We start from the raw sequence: 17,903 nt of genomic DNA, 5'->3' as shown, positions 1-17,903 counted from the left end.
GATGAATATAACTGTAGATGTTAATGAATTAAATACTGAATTTATTGTAAAACTAAAAGGTGAGATCGATGCCTATACTGCACCGAAGTTAAGAGAATCACTATTTCCGATTTCAGAGCAGGATAATGTTTCGATTACGATTGATTTAACTGAAGTCTCTTATATGGATAGTACGGGACTTGGGGTATTTGTCGGTGCTTTCAAAAGCGTAAGGGCACATAATGGCGAATTCACACTAGTTGGCTTATCAGAAAGGTTACGACGTTTATTTGATATAACAGGTCTTGCAGATATCATTGATATAAAAAGTGGTACAGAGGGTGGGTTAGAATGAGTCAAGTATATGATTACATCGAAATGAAAATACCTGCAAAACCAGAATTCATCGGTGTCATTCGTTTAACGCTTTCTGGAATAGGAAGCCGGATGGGATTTGCGTATGATGAAATTGAGGATTTGAAAATCGCTACGAGTGAGGCTTGCACAAATGCTGTACAGCATGCATATAAGCAATCTGAAAAAGGTGAAGTGAAAGTAAGTTTCGGCCTTTATCCTGACCGTTTGGAGGTCATGGTTTCTGATAGTGGCAAGAGCTGTAATTTCGAAGAAGTTCGTCAAGGACTCGGTCCATACGAAAATGGACAAAAAGTCGAACTTTTGAGAGAAGGAGGCTTGGGTCTTTACCTTATTGAAACTTTGATGGATGATGTAAAAATCCATCAGCATGATGGGGTTACAGTATTTATGACTAAGTTTTTAGAAGGAGAGCAGGTGGAGATGGATGCAAAAACAGTCTCAACCTAATCAGGCGCAAAGAGAACAGATAAATGAATGGATAAGAGCTTACCAGCAGAATCAAGATGATGAAGCACAGAGTAATCTAGTCATCCATTATAAAAGTTTGGTTGAAACAATCTCTCGTAAGTATGCGAAAGGGAAGTCATTTCAGGAGGATATCTCCCAAGTCGGCATGATTGGTTTATTGGGTGCCATTCGACGATATGATGAATCTTTCGGTAAGAGCTTTGAGGCATTTGCCGTCCCTACCATAATCGGCGAAATCAAAAGGTTCCTGCGTGACAAAACATGGAGTGTCCATGTTCCGAGGAGAATTAAGGAACTTGGTCCGAAAATCAGGGTGACTGTCGAGGAATTAACGACAACTCTGCATCGTTCACCAAGAATAGATGAAATAGCCGATAGCATAGGCGTGACTGAAGAAGAAGTTTTAGAAGCGATGGAAATGGGAAAAAGCTATCAAGCTTTATCTGTGGATCATTCTATTGAGGCGGATTCTGATGGCGGTACTGTCACGTTGCTTGATATATTCGGGAATGTCGATGAAGGTTTTGAAAGGGTCAATCAGCGTCTTGTGCTTGAAAAGGTGCTGCATGTGCTGAGTGACCGTGAAAAGATGATTATTCAACATACTTACCTAGAGAATTTAAGTCAGAAAGAAGCTGGCGATAAACTGGGGATTTCCCAAATGCATGTTTCAAGGCTCCAGCGCCGCGCGATCAAGAAACTTCAAGAAGCCATTAATGCTGAAAACTCGGAGTTAATTCAGTGATTAAAGATATTCTCAAAGGAGAAAAAATAGAAGTCCTTGTCTCTCAATCGTCTAAAAACGGGATGGTTTATTGTGGTGATGATTACTTTTTTCTTCATACGGAAGAATACTTTGTGTGTGTCCTGGCTGATGGTCTAGGCAGCGGTAAAAATGCTTATGATTCCTCCCATGCCGTCATCGAGGAAGTAAAACGTAATCATGAGTTGGATGTAGAATCATTAATGGCGGTATGTAACCAGGTTTTGGTCGATAAGCGGGGGGCAGCCGTTTCGATTTTGAAGATATTTTATGATAAGAATGAATTTGTATACAGTTCAGTGGGTAACATCCGCTTTTTCCTGTATAATCCAAGCGACGATAAACTCGTTTACCCTTTACCTGTTACAGGGTATTTATCCGGAAGGAAACAAACATACAGGACGCAGAGCTACAAATATGAACCAAATGCAAAATTCATTCTTCATTCCGATGGTTTAGAACTTAAGGGAGCTAAATCTTTTTTAAAAAGGCTGGTCCCTATCGATAAGAACGCACAATGTATATTAAAAAGCAGTCCATTAACTGCAGATGATACAACTTTCATTTTAGGAAGCTTACTTTCGCCATAATTCGGAAGTGAGCTTTTTTGTATTGAATTCGCAACTTCATCACTCATTTGCTAGACTATACTTATTAGATCAAAAGGTTGGAGGTAAACATAATGATCGTTGTAGAAGATACATTGAAAGAACTGATTAAACAAATATCCAATGAGCTAACTTTGAAAAATCATCAAGTCCAAAACGTCATACAGATGCTGCAAGAAGGGAACACTGTCCCTTTTATCGCACGGTATAGAAAAGAAATGACGGGTTCGCTTGATGAAGTTCAGATTCGTTCCATCATGGAAAGGTGGAATTATCTTGAAAACCTTGGCCAGAGGAAAGCGGAAGTTACGCGTTCAATAGGTGAACAGGGAAAATTGACGGAAGAATTAACGAAACAAATCGAGAAGGCAACAAAACTGCAGGAAGTCGAGGATTTATACAGGCCATTCAAGCAAAAAAGGAGAACGAAAGCGACAGTCGCTAAAGAAAAGGGTCTTGAACCACTGGCCAATTGGCTTCTGGAATGTCCAATGCATGCCAGTGTCAGCGAAAAAGCTGCAGAATTCATATCGGCAGAAAAAGAAGTTTCTTCTATTGAAGAGGCAATTGCTGGAGCGCAGGATATCATAGCTGAACATATTTCCGATGATGCAGAATTAAGGAAGTGGATAAGGGCTGAAATTTTCAAAGCCGGAAAAATGGTTTCAACTGTGAAAAATGAAGAGAAGGACGAGAAAAAAATCTTCGAAATGTACTATGAATACGAGGAGCCGGTTCAAAGAATCGTACCGCATCGGGTGTTGGCGCTGAATAGAGGTGAAAAGGAAGAGGTTCTGCGAATCTCCATTCAGCCCCGGACTGAAATCATCATTGGTCATCTTGAACGGAAAATCATTAAAAATAACAAATCTGAAGCCCAAGTTGTTCTTAAATCTGCGATTGAGGATGGACTTAAGCGTTTGATCATGCCTTCTGTAGAACGGGAAATCAGAAAAGAGCTGACGGAAAAAGCTGAGGATCAAGCTATCCATATTTTCTCTGAAAACCTGCGGAACCTGCTCTTGCAGCCTCCGCTTAAAGGAAAAGTGGTCCTCGCCCTAGATCCGGCATATCGGACTGGCTGTAAGTTGGCTGTCATTGATGAAACCGGAAAGGTACTCGATATCAGTGTGATCTACCCGCATCCTCCTGCTGCGAAACTTAATGCTGCCCGTGAAAAAACGATCGAAATACTTCAGCGGTTCTCGGTTGAAATCGTGGCAATCGGCAATGGTACGGCATCACGTGAATCAGAGCAATTCATCGCAGATATTTTGAAAGAAGTGAAAGGGAATATATCATATATAATTGTAAATGAAGCGGGTGCCAGTGTGTATTCAGCCTCGGATATTGCCCGTGAAGAGTTTCCGGATCTTCAGGTAGAACAGAGAAGCGCCGTTTCAATAGGAAGAAGGCTTCAGGATCCCCTTGCTGAACTTGTTAAAATTGATCCGCAATCCGTGGGGGTGGGTCAATATCAACATGATGTGTCCCAGAAAAAGTTAACGGAATCCCTCACCTTTGTAGTAGAAACAGCTGTTAACCAGGTGGGGGTGAATGTCAATACCGCTTCATCGTCACTTTTGCAATATGTAGCTGGTTTATCGAAATCGGTTGCTCAAAATATTGTGAAGAAAAGGGAAGTGGAAGGAAAGTTTTCAAGCAGGAAGGAATTAAAGAAGATTCCCCGGCTGGGTGCCAAAACTTATGAACAATGTATAGGGTTCTTACGTATCATTAATGGAGATGAGCCTTTAGATCAAACCGCGATACATCCTGAGAACTACAGTGCCGTGAATAAATTATTAAAGAAAATGGGATTCACATCTGATGATTTAGGCAGTGATGTCCTGAATGAAGAATTAGGCAAACTAAATCCGGCTGATTTGGCCGATGAATTGGCAATTGGGGAAATTACGATTAAAGATATCATAGATGATTTGATGAAACCGGGAAGAGATCCTCGGGATGAATTATCAAAACCACTGCTTAAGCAGGATGTACTAAAAATGGAGGATCTGCAAACTGGGATGGAATTACAAGGTACAGTGAGGAATGTTGTGGATTTCGGTGCGTTTGTGGATATTGGTGTTAAACAGGATGGACTGGTTCATATTTCTAAACTGAGCAACAGGTTTGTAAAACACCCATTGGATGTAGTGGCCGTTGGGGATGTTGTGACGGTTTGGGTCGAACTGGTTGACTCGCAAAAACAAAGGGTATCTTTAACGATGCTCGAGCCAAAGGATCAAAACTAGTCTATGGTAAGCTCCTTCTATAATAGAAGGGGTTTTTTTATATGGAACAAAGTTGAATTTATAACCGGAGGCTTTCTTTCTTTTGATAAAAAAACCAACATTGATTCAACATCTTCACTTGATAATAATCCTTTTCATAAAAGGCTTTGCGGATTTGATTCTGGAACCAATTAGGCATAGCTTTTCCTCCCTTAGTTTCTTATTGTATTATTAGTCTATGTTATAATGGGTTGTCATGTTACCAAGGAAAGGGAGGGGGAAATGGATAATCGGCAATTGCAAAAACTTGTTGAAGAAATATCGTTGAAAGACTTTGAAAAGGCCTTTAGACATCAAGCCAGTTTTAATCCACGTCTCCGAACAACAGGAGGCCGATATTTGCTCCGTTCACACAATATAGAAATCAATAAGAAGTATCTTGATGAACGCGGTGTGGAAGAAATGATTGGAATCATTAAGCATGAATTGTGCCATTATCATCTGCACATCGAGAAAAAAGGGTACCAGCATCGTGATGCGGACTTTAAGCAATTACTCAAAAAAGTGGGGGCGCCGAGATTTTGCGAACCGCTGCCATCTAACCAATTAAAGAAAAAGATGAATACTATCCAATATAAATGTGAAGACTGTCAGCAGGTGTATATAAGAAAAAAGCGAATCGACACTACCCGTTTCGTTTGTGGTAAATGTCGTGGAACATTGATTTACCAAGGGTTTAAGGAGTAAAAAACAAAAATATAAAAAATCATAAAAGAACCCTTGACTTTAAGTTGCAACCTCTTTATAATCATAAGAGTCGACAAGATAACAACTTGTTCTTAACGACAAACACTAAGGTCCTTGAGCGTGAAAAAGGAACCCAATTTTCATTATTCCGCAGTAGCTCAGTGGTAGAGCATTCGGCTGTTAACCGAACGGTCGTAGGTTCGAGTCCTACCTGCGGAGCCATTTTTTTTGGGGAAGTACTCAAGAGGCTGAAGAGGCGCCCCTGCTAAGGGTGTAGGTCGCGTAAGCGGCGCGAGGGTTCAAATCCCTCCTTCTCCGCCAGCTGCATATTTTATCAAGGCCCATTGGTCAAGCGGTTAAGACACCGCCCTTTCACGGCGGTAACACGGGTTCGAATCCCGTATGGGTCACTTTCTTATATATAATCATAATACTGGTCCCGTGGTGTAGCGGTTAACATGCCTGCCTGTCACGCAGGAGATCGCGGGTTCGATTCCCGTCGGGACCGCCATTTTTAAAAAAACACTTGCTAAAATAATATTATTGTGATATAATATTATCCTGGCTGTTAATTAGTATTCGATTATTGGGCTATAGCCAAGCGGTAAGGCAACGGATTTTGATTCCGTCATGCGAAGGTTCGATCCCTTCTAGCCCAGCCATTTTATTTAGAGCCATTAGCTCAGTTGGTAGAGCATCTGACTTTTAATCAGAGGGTCGAAGGTTCGAATCCTTCATGGCTCACCATTTATTTTCGCGGGTGTGGCGGAATTGGCAGACGCACCAGACTTAGGATCTGGCGCCGCAAGGCGTGGGGGTTCAAGTCCCTTCACCCGCACTGATATTTTTCTTCTTGACATCAAGTTGAAAAGGTGTTAAACTTACAAAGTCGCTTTCGCGGTCGTGGCGGAATGGCAGACGCGCTAGGTTGAGGGCCTAGTGGGGGAAACCCCGTGGAGGTTCGACTCCTCTCGGCCGCACCAATAACATCATAGAAATTAGCGCCCGTAGCTCAATTGGATAGAGCATCTGACTACGAATCAGAAGGTTGTAGGTTCGACTCCCGCCGGGCGCACCATATTTACGGGAAGTAGCTCAGCTTGGTAGAGCACTTGGTTTGGGACCAAGGGGTCGCAGGTTCGAATCCTGTCTTCCCGACCATTCTTTCTGAAAATATTTTAAAATTAAATGCGGGTGTAGTTTAGTGGTAAAACCTCAGCCTTCCAAGCTGATGATGAGAGTTCGATTCTCTTCACCCGCTCCATTATTGCTCTTTGAAAACTGAACAAAACAAAGCGCCAACGTTAAATTTTAAGTGAGCACACACTATCAAAAAAGCAAATGAGCAAGTCAAACATTTCTTCGGAGAGTTTGATCCTGGCTCAGGACGAACGCTGGCGGCGTGCCTAATACATGCAAGTCGAGCGAATCGACGGGAGCTTGCTCCCTGAGATTAGCGGCGGACGGGTGAGTAACACGTGGGCAACCTGCCTATAAGACTGGGATAACTTCGGGAAACCGGAGCTAATACCGGATACGTTCTTTTCTCGCATGAGAGAAGATGGAAAGACGGTTTACGCTGTCACTTATAGATGGGCCCGCGGCGCATTAGCTAGTTGGTGAGGTAATGGCTCACCAAGGCGACGATGCGTAGCCGACCTGAGAGGGTGATCGGCCACACTGGGACTGAGACACGGCCCAGACTCCTACGGGAGGCAGCAGTAGGGAATCTTCCGCAATGGACGAAAGTCTGACGGAGCAACGCCGCGTGAACGAAGAAGGCCTTCGGGTCGTAAAGTTCTGTTGTTAGGGAAGAACAAGTACCAGAGTAACTGCTGGTACCTTGACGGTACCTAACCAGAAAGCCACGGCTAACTACGTGCCAGCAGCCGCGGTAATACGTAGGTGGCAAGCGTTGTCCGGAATTATTGGGCGTAAAGCGCGCGCAGGTGGTTCCTTAAGTCTGATGTGAAAGCCCACGGCTCAACCGTGGAGGGTCATTGGAAACTGGGGAACTTGAGTGCAGAAGAGGAAAGTGGAATTCCAAGTGTAGCGGTGAAATGCGTAGAGATTTGGAGGAACACCAGTGGCGAAGGCGACTTTCTGGTCTGTAACTGACACTGAGGCGCGAAAGCGTGGGGAGCAAACAGGATTAGATACCCTGGTAGTCCACGCCGTAAACGATGAGTGCTAAGTGTTAGAGGGTTTCCGCCCTTTAGTGCTGCAGCTAACGCATTAAGCACTCCGCCTGGGGAGTACGGCCGCAAGGCTGAAACTCAAAGGAATTGACGGGGGCCCGCACAAGCGGTGGAGCATGTGGTTTAATTCGAAGCAACGCGAAGAACCTTACCAGGTCTTGACATCCTCTGACAACCCTAGAGATAGGGCTTTCCCCTTCGGGGGACAGAGTGACAGGTGGTGCATGGTTGTCGTCAGCTCGTGTCGTGAGATGTTGGGTTAAGTCCCGCAACGAGCGCAACCCTTGATCTTAGTTGCCAGCATTCAGTTGGGCACTCTAAGGTGACTGCCGGTGACAAACCGGAGGAAGGTGGGGATGACGTCAAATCATCATGCCCCTTATGACCTGGGCTACACACGTGCTACAATGGATGGTACAAAGGGCTGCAAACCTGCGAAGGTAAGCGAATCCCATAAAGCCATTCTCAGTTCGGATTGCAGGCTGCAACTCGCCTGCATGAAGCCGGAATCGCTAGTAATCGCGGATCAGCATGCCGCGGTGAATACGTTCCCGGGCCTTGTACACACCGCCCGTCACACCACGAGAGTTTGTAACACCCGAAGTCGGTGAGGTAACCTTCATGGAGCCAGCCGCCTAAGGTGGGACAGATGATTGGGGTGAAGTCGTAACAAGGTAGCCGTATCGGAAGGTGCGGCTGGATCACCTCCTTTCTAAGGATAATTACGAGAGCGCTTTTGTTTTGTTCAGTTTTGAATGAGTAATTCATTCAAATAGGAAAGACAAGCATCACGATGTGATGGATTCTTTCTGCTTTGTTCCTTGAAAACTAGATAATTGATAGAAGGCAATTAATTTTTTTCAAAGCATCTGTAAGATCTTTTTTAACGGTTAAGTTAGAAAGGGCGCACGGTGGATGCCTTGGCACTAGGAGCCGATGAAGGACGGGACTAACACCGATATGCTTCGGGGAGCTGTAAGTAAGCTTTGATCCGGAGATTTCCGAATGGGGAAACCCACTGTTCGTAATGGAACAGTATCTTTACCTGAATACATAGGGTACTGAAGGCAGACCCGGGGAACTGAAACATCTAAGTACCCGGAGGAAGAGAAAGCAAACGCGATTTCCTGAGTAGCGGCGAGCGAAACGGAATTAGCCCAAACCAAGAGGCTTGCCTCTTGGGGTTGTAGGACACTCAACATGGAGTTACAAAGGAACGGGGTAAATGAAGCGATCTGGAAAGATCCGTCGAAGAAGGTAAAAACCCTGTAGTTGAAACTTCGTTCCCTCCTGAGTGGATCCTGAGTACGGCGGGACACGAGAAATCCCGTCGGAAGCAGGGAGGACCATCTCCCAAGGCTAAATACTCCCTAGTGACCGATAGTGAACCAGTACCGTGAGGGAAAGGTGAAAAGCACCCCGGAAGGGGAGTGAAATAGATCCTGAAACCGTGTGCCTACAAGTAGTCAAAGCCCGTTAATGGGTAATGGCGTGCCTTTTGTAGAATGAACCGGCGAGTTACGATTTCATGCGAGGTTAAGTTGATAAGACGGAGCCGCAGCGAAAGCGAGTCTGAATAGGGCGAATGAGTATGAGGTCGTAGACCCGAAACCAGGTGATCTACCCATGTCCAGGGTGAAGTTCAGGTAACACTGAATGGAGGCCCGAACCCACGCACGTTGAAAAGTGCGGGGATGAGGTGTGGGTAGCGGAGAAATTCCAATCGAACCTGGAGATAGCTGGTTCTCTCCGAAATAGCTTTAGGGCTAGCCTCAAGATGAGAGTATTGGAGGTAGAGCACTGATTGGACTAGGGGCCCCCAACGGGTTACCGAATTCAGTCAAACTCCGAATGCCAAATACTTATTCTTGGGAGTCAGACTGCGAGTGATAAGATCCGTAGTCGAAAGGGAAACAGCCCAGACCACCAGCTAAGGTCCCAAAGTATACGTTAAGTGGAAAAGGATGTGGAGTTGATTAGACAACCAGGATGTTGGCTTAGAAGCAGCCACCATTTAAAGAGTGCGTAATAGCTCACTGGTCGAGTGACTCCGCGCCGAAAATGTACCGGGGCTAAACGTATCACCGAAGCTGTGGATTGACACCGTATGGTGTCGATGGTAGGAGAGCGTTCTAAGGGCGTTGAAGTCAGACCGGAAGGACTGGTGGAGCGCTTAGAAGTGAGAATGCCGGTATGAGTAGCGAAAGAAGGGTGAGAATCCCTTCCACCGAATGCCTAAGGTTTCCTGAGGAAGGCTCGTCCGCTCAGGGTTAGTCGGGACCTAAGCCGAGGCCGAAAGGCGTAGGCGATGGACAACAGGTTGATATTCCTGTACCACCTATACATCGTTTGAACGATGGGGGGACGCAGAAGGATAGGGTAAGCGCGCTGTTGGATATGCGCGTCCAAGCAGTTAGGCCGGAAACGAGGCAAATCCCGTTTCCATTAAGGCGGAGCTGTGATGGCGAGGGAAATATAGTACCGAAGTTCCTGATTCCACGCTGCCAAGAAAAGCCTCTAGTGAGATGTAAGGTGCCCGTACCGCAAACCGACACAGGTAGGCGAGGAGAGAATCCTAAGGTGTGCGAGAGAACTCTCGTTAAGGAACTCGGCAAAATGACCCCGTAACTTCGGGAGAAGGGGTGCTTTTTAGGGTGAATAGCCCAGAAAAGCCGCAGTGAATAGGCCCAGGCGACTGTTTAGCAAAAACACAGGTCTCTGCGAAGCCGCAAGGCGAAGTATAGGGGCTGACACCTGCCCGGTGCTGGAAGGTTAAGGGGAGAGGTTAGCGCAAGCGAAGCTTTGAACCGAAGCCCCAGTAAACGGCGGCCGTAACTATAACGGTCCTAAGGTAGCGAAATTCCTTGTCGGGTAAGTTCCGACCCGCACGAAAGGTGTAACGATCTGGGCACTGTCTCAACGAGAGACTCGGTGAAATTATAGTACCTGTGAAGATGCAGGTTACCCGCGACAGGACGGAAAGACCCCGTGGAGCTTTACTGCAGCCTGATATTGAATTTTGGTACAGCTTGTACAGGATAGGTAGGAGCCTGAGAAGCCGGAGCGCCAGCTTCGGTGGAGGCGTTGGTGGGATACTACCCTGGCTGTATTGAAATTCTAACCCGCGCCCCTTATCGGGGTGGGAGACAGTGTCAGGTGGGCAGTTTGACTGGGGCGGTCGCCTCCTAAAGAGTAACGGAGGCGCCCAAAGGTTCCCTCAGAATGGTTGGAAATCATTCGTAGAGTGTAAAGGCACAAGGGAGCTTGACTGCGAGACCTACAAGTCGAGCAGGGACGAAAGTCGGGCTTAGTGATCCGGTGGTTCCGCATGGAAGGGCCATCGCTCAACGGATAAAAGCTACCCCGGGGATAACAGGCTTATCTCCCCCAAGAGTCCACATCGACGGGGAGGTTTGGCACCTCGATGTCGGCTCATCGCATCCTGGGGCTGTAGTCGGTCCCAAGGGTTGGGCTGTTCGCCCATTAAAGCGGTACGCGAGCTGGGTTCAGAACGTCGTGAGACAGTTCGGTCCCTATCCGTCGCGGGCGCAGGAAATTTGAGAGGAGCTGTCCTTAGTACGAGAGGACCGGGATGGACGCACCGCTGGTGTACCAGTTGTCTTGCCAAAGGCATAGCTGGGTAGCTACGTGCGGACGGGATAAGTGCTGAAAGCATCTAAGCATGAAGCCCCCCTCAAGATGAGATTTCCCATGGCGCAAGCTAGTAAGATCCCTGAAAGATGATCAGGTTGATAGGTCAGAGGTGGAAGCATGGTGACATGTGGAGCTGACTGATACTAATAGATCGAGGACTTAACCAACGCTTTAAAAAAATGAAATACCTTCTTATTATTATCTAGTTTTGAAGGAATGAAAATTTCTTCTTGCATTTTGATTTCATACATGGTATGATAATAAATGTTCTAAAATGATTAAATGTTTGGTGGCGATAGCGAAGAGGTCACACCCGTTCCCATTCCGAACACGGCAGTTAAGCTCTTCAGCGCCAATGGTAGTTGGGGGTTTCCCCCTGTGAGAGTAGGACGCCGCCAAGCTATAATCATTGTATTCTTTTTGGATAAATGGGAATACTATATTTATAAAAGCAACATTTATACCGTCGCGGGGTGGAGCAGTCCGGTAGCTCGTCGGGCTCATAACCCGAAGGTCGCAGGTTCAAATCCTGTCCCCGCAATCATAAAAAAAACGAAACTTAGGTTTCGTTTTTTTGTTTTATCTGAAATTCGAATAATTATGTCCCTAACTTATTTGTTTCTTCTTTTGAAACAAGGTAAACTACATATAGAATGGTTTTCGTTCCATAATATTGCGTTTATATAGGACGTTTCCTAATAATGATAAAGGTGATTGATATATGCAACATGTTGAATGGATTTCTCAGAGTGAGGAAGAAACAGCGCAATTTGCGCATAGATTGGCACAAAAGCTTTCCAGTGGAGATGTGCTGGCTTTAGAAGGTGACTTGGGTGCAGGGAAGACGGCATTCACAAAAGGCCTGGCTAAAGGATTAGGTGTTACCAGAATGGTGAATAGCCCTACCTTCACGATAATAAAGGAATACATGGGTCGCTTGCCTTTATATCATATGGATGTTTATCGGGTAAGTGAATCGGAAGAAGATCTAGGCTTTGATGAATATTTTGATGGTGATGGTGTGACTGTCGTTGAATGGGCCCATTTAATAAAGGATCACCTTCCAGAGGAAATCTTGACCATTTATATCTATCGCCTGGGCGATACCAGCCGGCGTATTGTTTTGGAAGCCAAAGGCGAAAGATATGTAAAGTTATGTAAGGAGATTATTTGATGAAGGTTTTAGCTATAGATACATCGAATTTCACATTAGGGATTGCACTGGTAAACGAGAATCAAGTAATTGGTGAGTATACGACGAACCTAAAGAAAAATCATTCGGTGCGGGTAATGCCGGCAATTGAGACACTGCTGAGGGATTGTGATACTAAACCGAAGGAATTGACTAAGATTGTGGTCGCTCAAGGTCCAGGCTCATATACAGGGGTCAGGATTGGAGTGACGATAGCGAAAAGCTTGGCATGGACGCTTCAAATTCCCTTATCAGGTGTTTCCAGCTTAGAGGTTTTAGCAGCTAATGGACGTTATTTTAACGGGGTGATCTCTCCCTTGTTCGATGCAAGAAGAGGGCAGATTTATACTGGATTATATGAATTGGAAAAGGATTCTTTAAAGACAGTCATTGAAGATTGTAATATTCTATCCTCTGAGTGGGCGAATCAATTGAAGGAATTAAATCGTCCTGTTTTATTTGTTGGTCAAGATGTGGACATCCATCGGGATGCAATTACGGATGCATTAGGGGAATTGGCTGTATTTGCTCCGGTACAGTCATATAATTCAAGGCCAAGCGAACTGGCCTTCATTGGTCTTGATAAGGCTGAAGTGGATGTTCACCAGTTTGTACCGAATTATATCCGCATGGCTGAAGCAGAAGCTAAGTGGCTTGAACAGCAGGGGAAATAAAAAAGGAAAGCGACCGATTATTATGAGTAAAACATTGACGTTCCGAAAGATGAATACGGAAGATATCGACCAAGTGCTAAACGTGGAAAAGCAGTCCTTTACTTTGCCTTGGAGCCGGGAAGCTTTTTTTAATGAATTGAATCATAATCAATATGCTGTATACATGGTGATAGAGGATGAAGGTAAAATCGCCGGTTATTGCGGTGCCTGGATCGTCATTGATGAATCGCACATTACCAATATAGCGATATTGCCAGAATACCGAGGGCAAAAGCTAGGAGAAGCTTTGCTCAGGAAGATGATCGAAATCTCCATTTCGATGGGTGTGGTGAGGATGACGCTTGAGGTCCGTGTCAGTAATGCAGTAGCCATTTCGCTATATGAAAAACTAGGTTTCCAAAAGGGCGGAATCCGAAAAAATTATTATACAGACAATCAAGAAGATGCTTATGTTATGTGGGTGAATTTTTCATGAAAAAAGATCAATTTATATTAGGTATTGAAACGAGCTGCGATGAAACTGCGGCAGCTGTCATAAAAAATGGTACGGAGATACTGAGTAATGTCGTGGCTTCACAAATCGAAAGCCATAAACGATTTGGCGGTGTCGTCCCAGAAATAGCTTCCCGTCATCATGTAGAACAAATTACGATTGTTCTTGAAGAAGCACTGCTGCAAGCTGGTGTGACATATGAAGACTTGGATGCCATTGCCGTTACAGAAGGCCCGGGTCTTGTTGGGGCACTATTAATAGGCGTGAATGCGGCGAAGGCTGTAGCTTTCGCACATGGAATACCGATTGTCGGTACGCATCATATCGCTGGTCATATCTATGCAAATCGGCTTATTCAGGAGATCGAATATCCTGCGCTTTCCTTAGTCGTTTCGGGAGGTCATACGGAATTGGTGCTTTTAGAAGAGCCAGGTTCTTTCAAGGTGATAGGGGAGACGCGGGATGATGCAGCAGGAGAGGCATATGATAAAGTGGCTCGAACATTGGGGCTCCCTTATCCTGGCGGTCCTCATATCGATAGGCTTGCGCAAGAAGGCTCACCAACTTTGAAACTGCCTAGGGCATGGTTGGATGGCAGCTATGATTTTTCTTTCAGCGGATTGAAATCGGCGGTGATCAACACTTTGCATAATGCAGAACAGCGCGGGGAAAAAATCGAACCTAAAGATTTAGCGGCAAGTTTCCAAGCAAGCGTGATAGAAGTGCTTGTAATGAAAGCTGTAAAAGCTGCAAAGGAATATAATGTGAAGCAGGTATTGCTTGCTGGAGGAGTTGCGGCAAATAAAGGCCTTAGGGAAGCATTAACGGAAGCTTTTAAGGATTTACCTATGGATATATCCATTCCGCCCCTCTATCTTTGTACGGACAATGCCGCCATGATCGGTGCTGCTGGCAGTGTCATGTTTGAAAAAGGAAAACGATCTGGTTTGGATTTGAACGGAAATCCTGGATTGGATATAGAAGCATTTTAATTGAGAGAAGACAGGATCCCGCATTTCGGCATCCTGTCTTTTTATCGTGTTAATAAAATAATAGAATATTCTGTGGATAAAGTTTTTTTGATTATCATACTGCATGTGTATAAAGTGGTGTTTTTGTGGATAAGTGGATATGTTTCTGTGGATAATGTGTATAACTCAAATTATTGGCTAATGAACGGTAAGTAGTTTGTTAACAAGTTTGTGGATAACTTTTTAATTTGAAGTGAAAAAGACCGAGTCGATTGACCCGGTCTTTTGTCATTCTTCCAGTTCAGCCCATTCTTCGAGCAGTTGGTCCAATTTTTCCTGTGCATTATCAAGCTTTGTTTGGACTTCCATCACTTTTTCGTGGTCCTGAAAAACATTTGGATCACAAAGGAGGTCATTATATTCGCTTATTTCGGTTTCAAGACGCTCCATGGCTGCCTCGATTTCCTCAATGCGCCGTTTTCGCTGGCGTTCTGCTTTTTTTGCTTCTTTATCAATTTTGTAATTTATTTTTTCTACAGCTGCATCTAAAGTTTTAGCCTGATCCTGCTGTTCAAGTGCTTGGATTTCCGCTTGCTCCTGTTTCTTCTCTAAATAGTAATCATAATCACCGAGGAATTCTTCGTTGCCGTCTTTGGAGAGCTCTATCACTTTCGTTGCTATCCGATTTATGAAATAACGGTCATGTGAGACGAAAAGAATAGTACCCGGATAATCGATCAATGCGTTTTCAAGCACCAATTTACTATCGAGGTCCAAATGGTTCGTTGGTTCATCAAGAATTAAAAAATTACCTTTTTGCATCATCATTTTGGCTAGAGCAAGCCGAGCCTTTTCGCCCCCGCTTAATGTGGAAACGGTTTTCAAAACATCGTCCCCGCTAAATAGGAAATTACCGAGTACGGTGCGGATGTCCTTTTCCGGTTTAAGGGGATAGTCGTCCCATAATTCATTGAGTACGCGTTTATTGGAAACAAGGTTAGCCTGTTCTTGATCGTAGTAGCTGACTTCTACGTTCGTTCCAAAACGGAACTCCCCAGAAAGCGCAGGCAGCTTAGAAATGATCGTTTTCAATAACGTTGATTTTCCAACTCCATTTGGGCCAACAAGAGCTATGCTCTCTCCTTTTGTCATCCGGGAATTTATATTCCTTGATACCGTTTCCCCTTCGTATCCGATAGCCAAGTCCTGGAGGCGGAGTACTTCATTTCCGCTTTGCCTTTCAATCTGGAAAGAAAAATTCGCGGATTTTTCATCACCTTGCGGCTTGTCCAATACATCCATCTTTTCGAGCTGTTTGCGTCTGCTTTGTGCTCTTTTCGTGGTGGAAGCCCTTGTGATATTACGTTGGACAAAGTCGCGAAGCTTTTCGATTTCCCCTTGCTGCTTCTCGAACAGTTTCATGTCCCGCTCATAATCTTCCGCTTTTCCCTCTAGGTAAGAACTATAATTACCATGGTATTTTTTCATGTTATTCCGGGAAATCTCATATACCAGGTTTACTACTTTATCTAAAAAATAGCGGTCATGGGAAACAATGAGCACAGCTCCCTGGTAGCCTTGTAAATATTGTTCAAGCCAAGATAGAGTTTCGATATCCAAATGGTTCGTCGGCTCATCCAGAATCAATATATCCGGTTTCCTTAAAAGCAGCTTTCCTAATGCAAGCCTTGTTTTTTGCCCGCCGCTTAAAGTGGAAATTGGGGTAGAATAGTCAAAGTCAGCAAACTGAAGCCCATGCAATACGGAACGGATATCCGCTTCATATTGATAACCGCCCTTCTCTTTGAATGCCACCATCAAAGTATCGTATTCATTCAGCACTTTTTGGTAAATCGTTTCGTTTTCAAAGATGTCAGGTCTGGCCATATCAGCCTCAAGGCGACGCAGTTCCTTTTCCTGCTCTATCAGGTCCGTAAATACGGTCAGCATCTCATCCCAAATGGTCAGTTCGGATTCCAATCCCGTATCCTGGGCCATATAGCCGATTGTGACGCCTTTTGGTTTGATAATTTCACCGCCATCATGGGAAAGCTGCCCGGCTATGATTTTTAGCAGAGTGGATTTTCCGGCGCCATTTCGGCCGACAAGTGCAATTCGATCTTTATTTTGAACTTCGAGCTTCATATTTGATAAAATAAGTTCAGCTCCATAATATTTCGATAGTTGATTGATTTGTAATAAAATCATAGATTTCACCTCAATTGATTATAGTTAGTGTAACGTATTTTAGTTATTATCGGCAACAGCTTGGTTCCATGGTAAACAAAAGCTGTTACATAAAGTGGAATAATAGTGTATGATTTAGGAGGGGTTACTTAAATGGGAGACTTAACGCATTTTAATGAACAGGGCAGGGCCAAAATGGTCGATGTGAGTGCTAAGCCTGAAACAACCCGGACGGCAGTGGCTCAATCGAGCATTTTATTGAATGATGAAATATATGAATTGGTCACGAACCAGAAAATGAAAAAAGGTGATGTACTGGCTGTTGCACAGGTTGCAGGAATAATGGCCAGCAAAAATACATCCAATATCATTCCGATGTGCCATCCCATTGCTCTGCAAGGGGTCAATATAGCCTTTGAGTGGGAAAAAGAAGAACAAGGATACAGGCTTAGGATTGAAACGGAAGCTAAGACAAAAGGAAGTACAGGTGTGGAAATGGAAGCGTTAACAGCTGCATCCGTGACTGCCTTGACAGTTTATGACATGTGTAAGGCCATTGATAAGGGAATGGTGATCGGGCCTACATTCTTAGTGGAGAAAACAGGCGGAGTTTCCAGTAACGATTATAAAAGACAAGTAAAACAAACAGATAGAGATTAAGTTGAAAAGCATGTGTGAAGGCGGGGAAGAACAATGAACCATGACCCAAAGATACCGCAGGCAACAGCCAAAAGGTTGCCATTGTATTATCGATTTTTAAAGAACTTACATTCCTCAGGCAAACAAAGAGTTTCCTCGGCAGAGCTAAGCGAAGCTGTAAAAGTGGATTCTGCCACCATACGCCGTGATTTTTCCTACTTTGGCGCGCTTGGGAAAAAAGGCTACGGCTACAATGTCAATTATTTATTATCCTTCTTTAGAAAAACACTAGATCAAGATGAATTGACCAAAGTCGCTTTAATCGGGGTAGGAAATTTAGGAACCGCTTTTTTAAATTACAATTTCATGAAAAATAATAATACAAAAATTGAAATGGCTTTCGAAGTTTCTGAAGAAAAAGTCGGCAAGCGAATAGCTGATGTGCCCATCTATCATATGGATCAAATCGATACACTATTGCAGGAAAATAATATCACTGCCGCTATATTGACAGTGCCTGCACAGGTAGCCCAGACGATAACCGATCGTTTAGTCAAAGCTGATATAAAAGGAATATTGAATTTTACACCTGCAAGGCTGACCGTGCCTCCATCAATAAGGGTTCACCACATTGACCTGGCCGTGGAGCTTCAGTCGCTCATCTACTTCCTGAAACATTATCCTGTTGTGGAAGAAGCCGCTTTGGAGGAATGAA

Annotated in this window: 14 protein-coding genes, 12 tRNA genes and 3 rRNA genes; 27 read left to right on the top strand and 2 right to left on the bottom strand. The window is 44.4% G+C overall.

Features of this window, described 5'->3' with window-relative positions:
• Position 1 precedes the first annotated feature (1 nt).
• The 5 genes from ABC374_RS27770 (at position 2) to ABC374_RS27750 (ending at position 4,454) form a co-directional block, all read left to right on the top strand.
• Positions 2-334, top strand: a complete 333-nt coding sequence (locus ABC374_RS27770; RefSeq protein WP_063236355.1) for an anti-sigma factor antagonist — start codon at positions 2-4, stop codon at positions 332-334.
• Positions 331-804, top strand: a complete 474-nt coding sequence (gene rsbW, locus ABC374_RS27765; RefSeq protein WP_413020574.1) for an anti-sigma B factor RsbW — start codon at positions 331-333, stop codon at positions 802-804. Before ABC374_RS27770 ends, rsbW begins: the two co-directional genes overlap by 4 nt.
• Positions 782-1,570, top strand: coding sequence for an RNA polymerase sigma factor SigB (sigB, locus tag ABC374_RS27760; protein ID WP_413020572.1), 789 nt, complete (start codon positions 782-784; stop codon positions 1,568-1,570). The genes rsbW and sigB overlap by 23 nt, the downstream gene beginning before the upstream one ends.
• On the top strand, positions 1,567-2,178 hold the full coding sequence (locus ABC374_RS27755; RefSeq protein ID WP_413020571.1) for a PP2C family serine/threonine-protein phosphatase: 612 nt from the start codon (positions 1,567-1,569) through the stop codon (positions 2,176-2,178). The genes sigB and ABC374_RS27755 overlap by 4 nt, the downstream gene beginning before the upstream one ends.
• A 92-nt stretch (positions 2,179-2,270) precedes the next feature.
• Positions 2,271-4,454 carry a Tex family protein gene (locus ABC374_RS27750; RefSeq protein WP_350300959.1) on the top strand — a complete coding sequence of 728 codons (2,184 nt, stop codon included), beginning with the start codon at positions 2,271-2,273 and terminating at the stop codon, positions 4,452-4,454.
• Positions 4,455-4,512: 58 nt separating this feature from the next.
• Here the strand turns inward: ABC374_RS27750 and cmpA are convergent, their stop codons facing one another.
• Positions 4,513-4,632, bottom strand: a complete 120-nt coding sequence (cmpA, locus tag ABC374_RS27745) for a cortex morphogenetic protein CmpA (RefSeq protein WP_089364909.1) — start codon at positions 4,630-4,632, stop codon at positions 4,513-4,515.
• 83 nt (positions 4,633-4,715) lie between these two features.
• On the opposite strand from cmpA, the gene ABC374_RS27740 reads away from it, so the two are divergent.
• The 20 genes from ABC374_RS27740 (at position 4,716) to tsaD (ending at position 14,383) form a co-directional block, all read left to right on the top strand.
• Complete coding sequence (locus ABC374_RS27740) at positions 4,716-5,180, top strand: SprT family protein (RefSeq protein WP_101225978.1); 465 nt, start codon at positions 4,716-4,718, stop codon at positions 5,178-5,180.
• Positions 5,181-5,327: 147 nt separating this feature from the next.
• Positions 5,328-5,402, top strand: a tRNA-Asn gene (locus ABC374_RS27735).
• An 8-nt stretch (positions 5,403-5,410) separates the two neighbouring features.
• Positions 5,411-5,501 (top strand) — tRNA-Ser (locus tag ABC374_RS27730).
• 17 nt (positions 5,502-5,518) lie between these two features.
• Positions 5,519-5,590, top strand: a tRNA-Glu gene (locus ABC374_RS27725).
• A 25-nt stretch (positions 5,591-5,615) separates the two neighbouring features.
• A tRNA-Asp gene (locus ABC374_RS27720) sits at positions 5,616-5,691 on the top strand.
• 76 nt (positions 5,692-5,767) lie between these two features.
• A tRNA-Gln gene (locus tag ABC374_RS27715) sits at positions 5,768-5,842 on the top strand.
• A 9-nt stretch (positions 5,843-5,851) separates the two neighbouring features.
• Positions 5,852-5,927: transfer RNA gene (locus tag ABC374_RS27710), tRNA-Lys, on the top strand.
• 9 nt (positions 5,928-5,936) lie between these two features.
• A tRNA-Leu gene (locus ABC374_RS27705) sits at positions 5,937-6,018 on the top strand.
• Between the two features lie 59 nt (positions 6,019-6,077).
• Positions 6,078-6,163 (top strand) — tRNA-Leu (locus ABC374_RS27700).
• Positions 6,164-6,181: 18 nt separating this feature from the next.
• Positions 6,182-6,258: transfer RNA gene (locus ABC374_RS27695), tRNA-Arg, on the top strand.
• A 6-nt stretch (positions 6,259-6,264) separates the two neighbouring features.
• Positions 6,265-6,341, top strand: a tRNA-Pro gene (locus ABC374_RS27690).
• A 29-nt stretch (positions 6,342-6,370) separates the two neighbouring features.
• Positions 6,371-6,444 (top strand) — tRNA-Gly (locus ABC374_RS27685).
• Between the two features lie 95 nt (positions 6,445-6,539).
• Positions 6,540-8,090, top strand: a 16S ribosomal RNA gene (locus tag ABC374_RS27680).
• 176 nt (positions 8,091-8,266) lie between these two features.
• A 23S ribosomal RNA gene (locus ABC374_RS27675) occupies positions 8,267-11,199 on the top strand.
• 118 nt (positions 11,200-11,317) lie between these two features.
• Positions 11,318-11,433: ribosomal RNA gene (gene rrf / locus ABC374_RS27670) — 5S ribosomal RNA — on the top strand.
• The 16S, 23S and 5S rRNA genes sit together here with 12 tRNA genes alongside, the layout of an rRNA operon.
• Positions 11,434-11,499: 66 nt before the next feature.
• Positions 11,500-11,573: transfer RNA gene (locus ABC374_RS27665), tRNA-Met, on the top strand.
• A 180-nt stretch (positions 11,574-11,753) separates the two neighbouring features.
• Entirely contained in the window at positions 11,754-12,206 is a 453-nt protein-coding gene (gene tsaE / locus ABC374_RS27660) for a tRNA (adenosine(37)-N6)-threonylcarbamoyltransferase complex ATPase subunit type 1 TsaE (RefSeq protein ID WP_101225597.1), read from the top strand.
• On the top strand, positions 12,206-12,898 hold the full coding sequence (gene tsaB / locus ABC374_RS27655; protein WP_413020568.1) for a tRNA (adenosine(37)-N6)-threonylcarbamoyltransferase complex dimerization subunit type 1 TsaB: 693 nt from the start codon (positions 12,206-12,208) through the stop codon (positions 12,896-12,898). Before tsaE ends, tsaB begins: the two co-directional genes overlap by 1 nt.
• Positions 12,899-12,920: 22 nt before the next feature.
• A complete protein-coding gene (rimI, locus tag ABC374_RS27650) occupies positions 12,921-13,373 on the top strand; it encodes a ribosomal protein S18-alanine N-acetyltransferase (protein WP_101225599.1) in 453 nt (150 codons plus the stop codon).
• Complete coding sequence (tsaD, locus tag ABC374_RS27645; RefSeq protein ID WP_076372381.1) at positions 13,370-14,383, top strand: tRNA (adenosine(37)-N6)-threonylcarbamoyltransferase complex transferase subunit TsaD; 1,014 nt, start codon at positions 13,370-13,372, stop codon at positions 14,381-14,383. The genes rimI and tsaD overlap by 4 nt, the downstream gene beginning before the upstream one ends.
• Before the next feature lie 267 nt (positions 14,384-14,650).
• Here the strand turns inward: tsaD and ABC374_RS27640 are convergent, their stop codons facing one another.
• The gene (locus ABC374_RS27640) at positions 14,651-16,570 is read right to left on the bottom strand and encodes an ABC transporter ATP-binding protein (protein ID WP_413020567.1); all 1,920 of its coding nucleotides are present in this window, start codon (positions 16,568-16,570) and stop codon (positions 14,651-14,653) included.
• A 132-nt stretch (positions 16,571-16,702) separates the two neighbouring features.
• Here ABC374_RS27640 and moaC point away from each other — a divergent pair, with 132 nt between their 5' ends.
• Positions 16,703-17,209: a cyclic pyranopterin monophosphate synthase MoaC gene (gene moaC / locus ABC374_RS27635; protein WP_350300965.1), complete on the top strand. Its 507-nt coding sequence runs from the start codon at positions 16,703-16,705 to the stop codon at positions 17,207-17,209.
• Between the two features lie 33 nt (positions 17,210-17,242).
• Positions 17,243-17,902, top strand: coding sequence for a redox-sensing transcriptional repressor Rex (locus tag ABC374_RS27630; RefSeq protein WP_034306345.1), 660 nt, complete (start codon positions 17,243-17,245; stop codon positions 17,900-17,902).
• Position 17,903: the final 1 nt, after the last annotated feature.

It is taken from the genome of Peribacillus phoenicis (genome assembly GCF_047238085.1).
In the GTDB taxonomy this organism is placed as follows: Bacteria; Bacillota; Bacilli; order Bacillales; family DSM-1321; genus Peribacillus.
The sequence above is the reverse complement of the archived record's forward strand: the minus strand, read 5'-3'. Positions and strand labels throughout refer to the sequence as shown.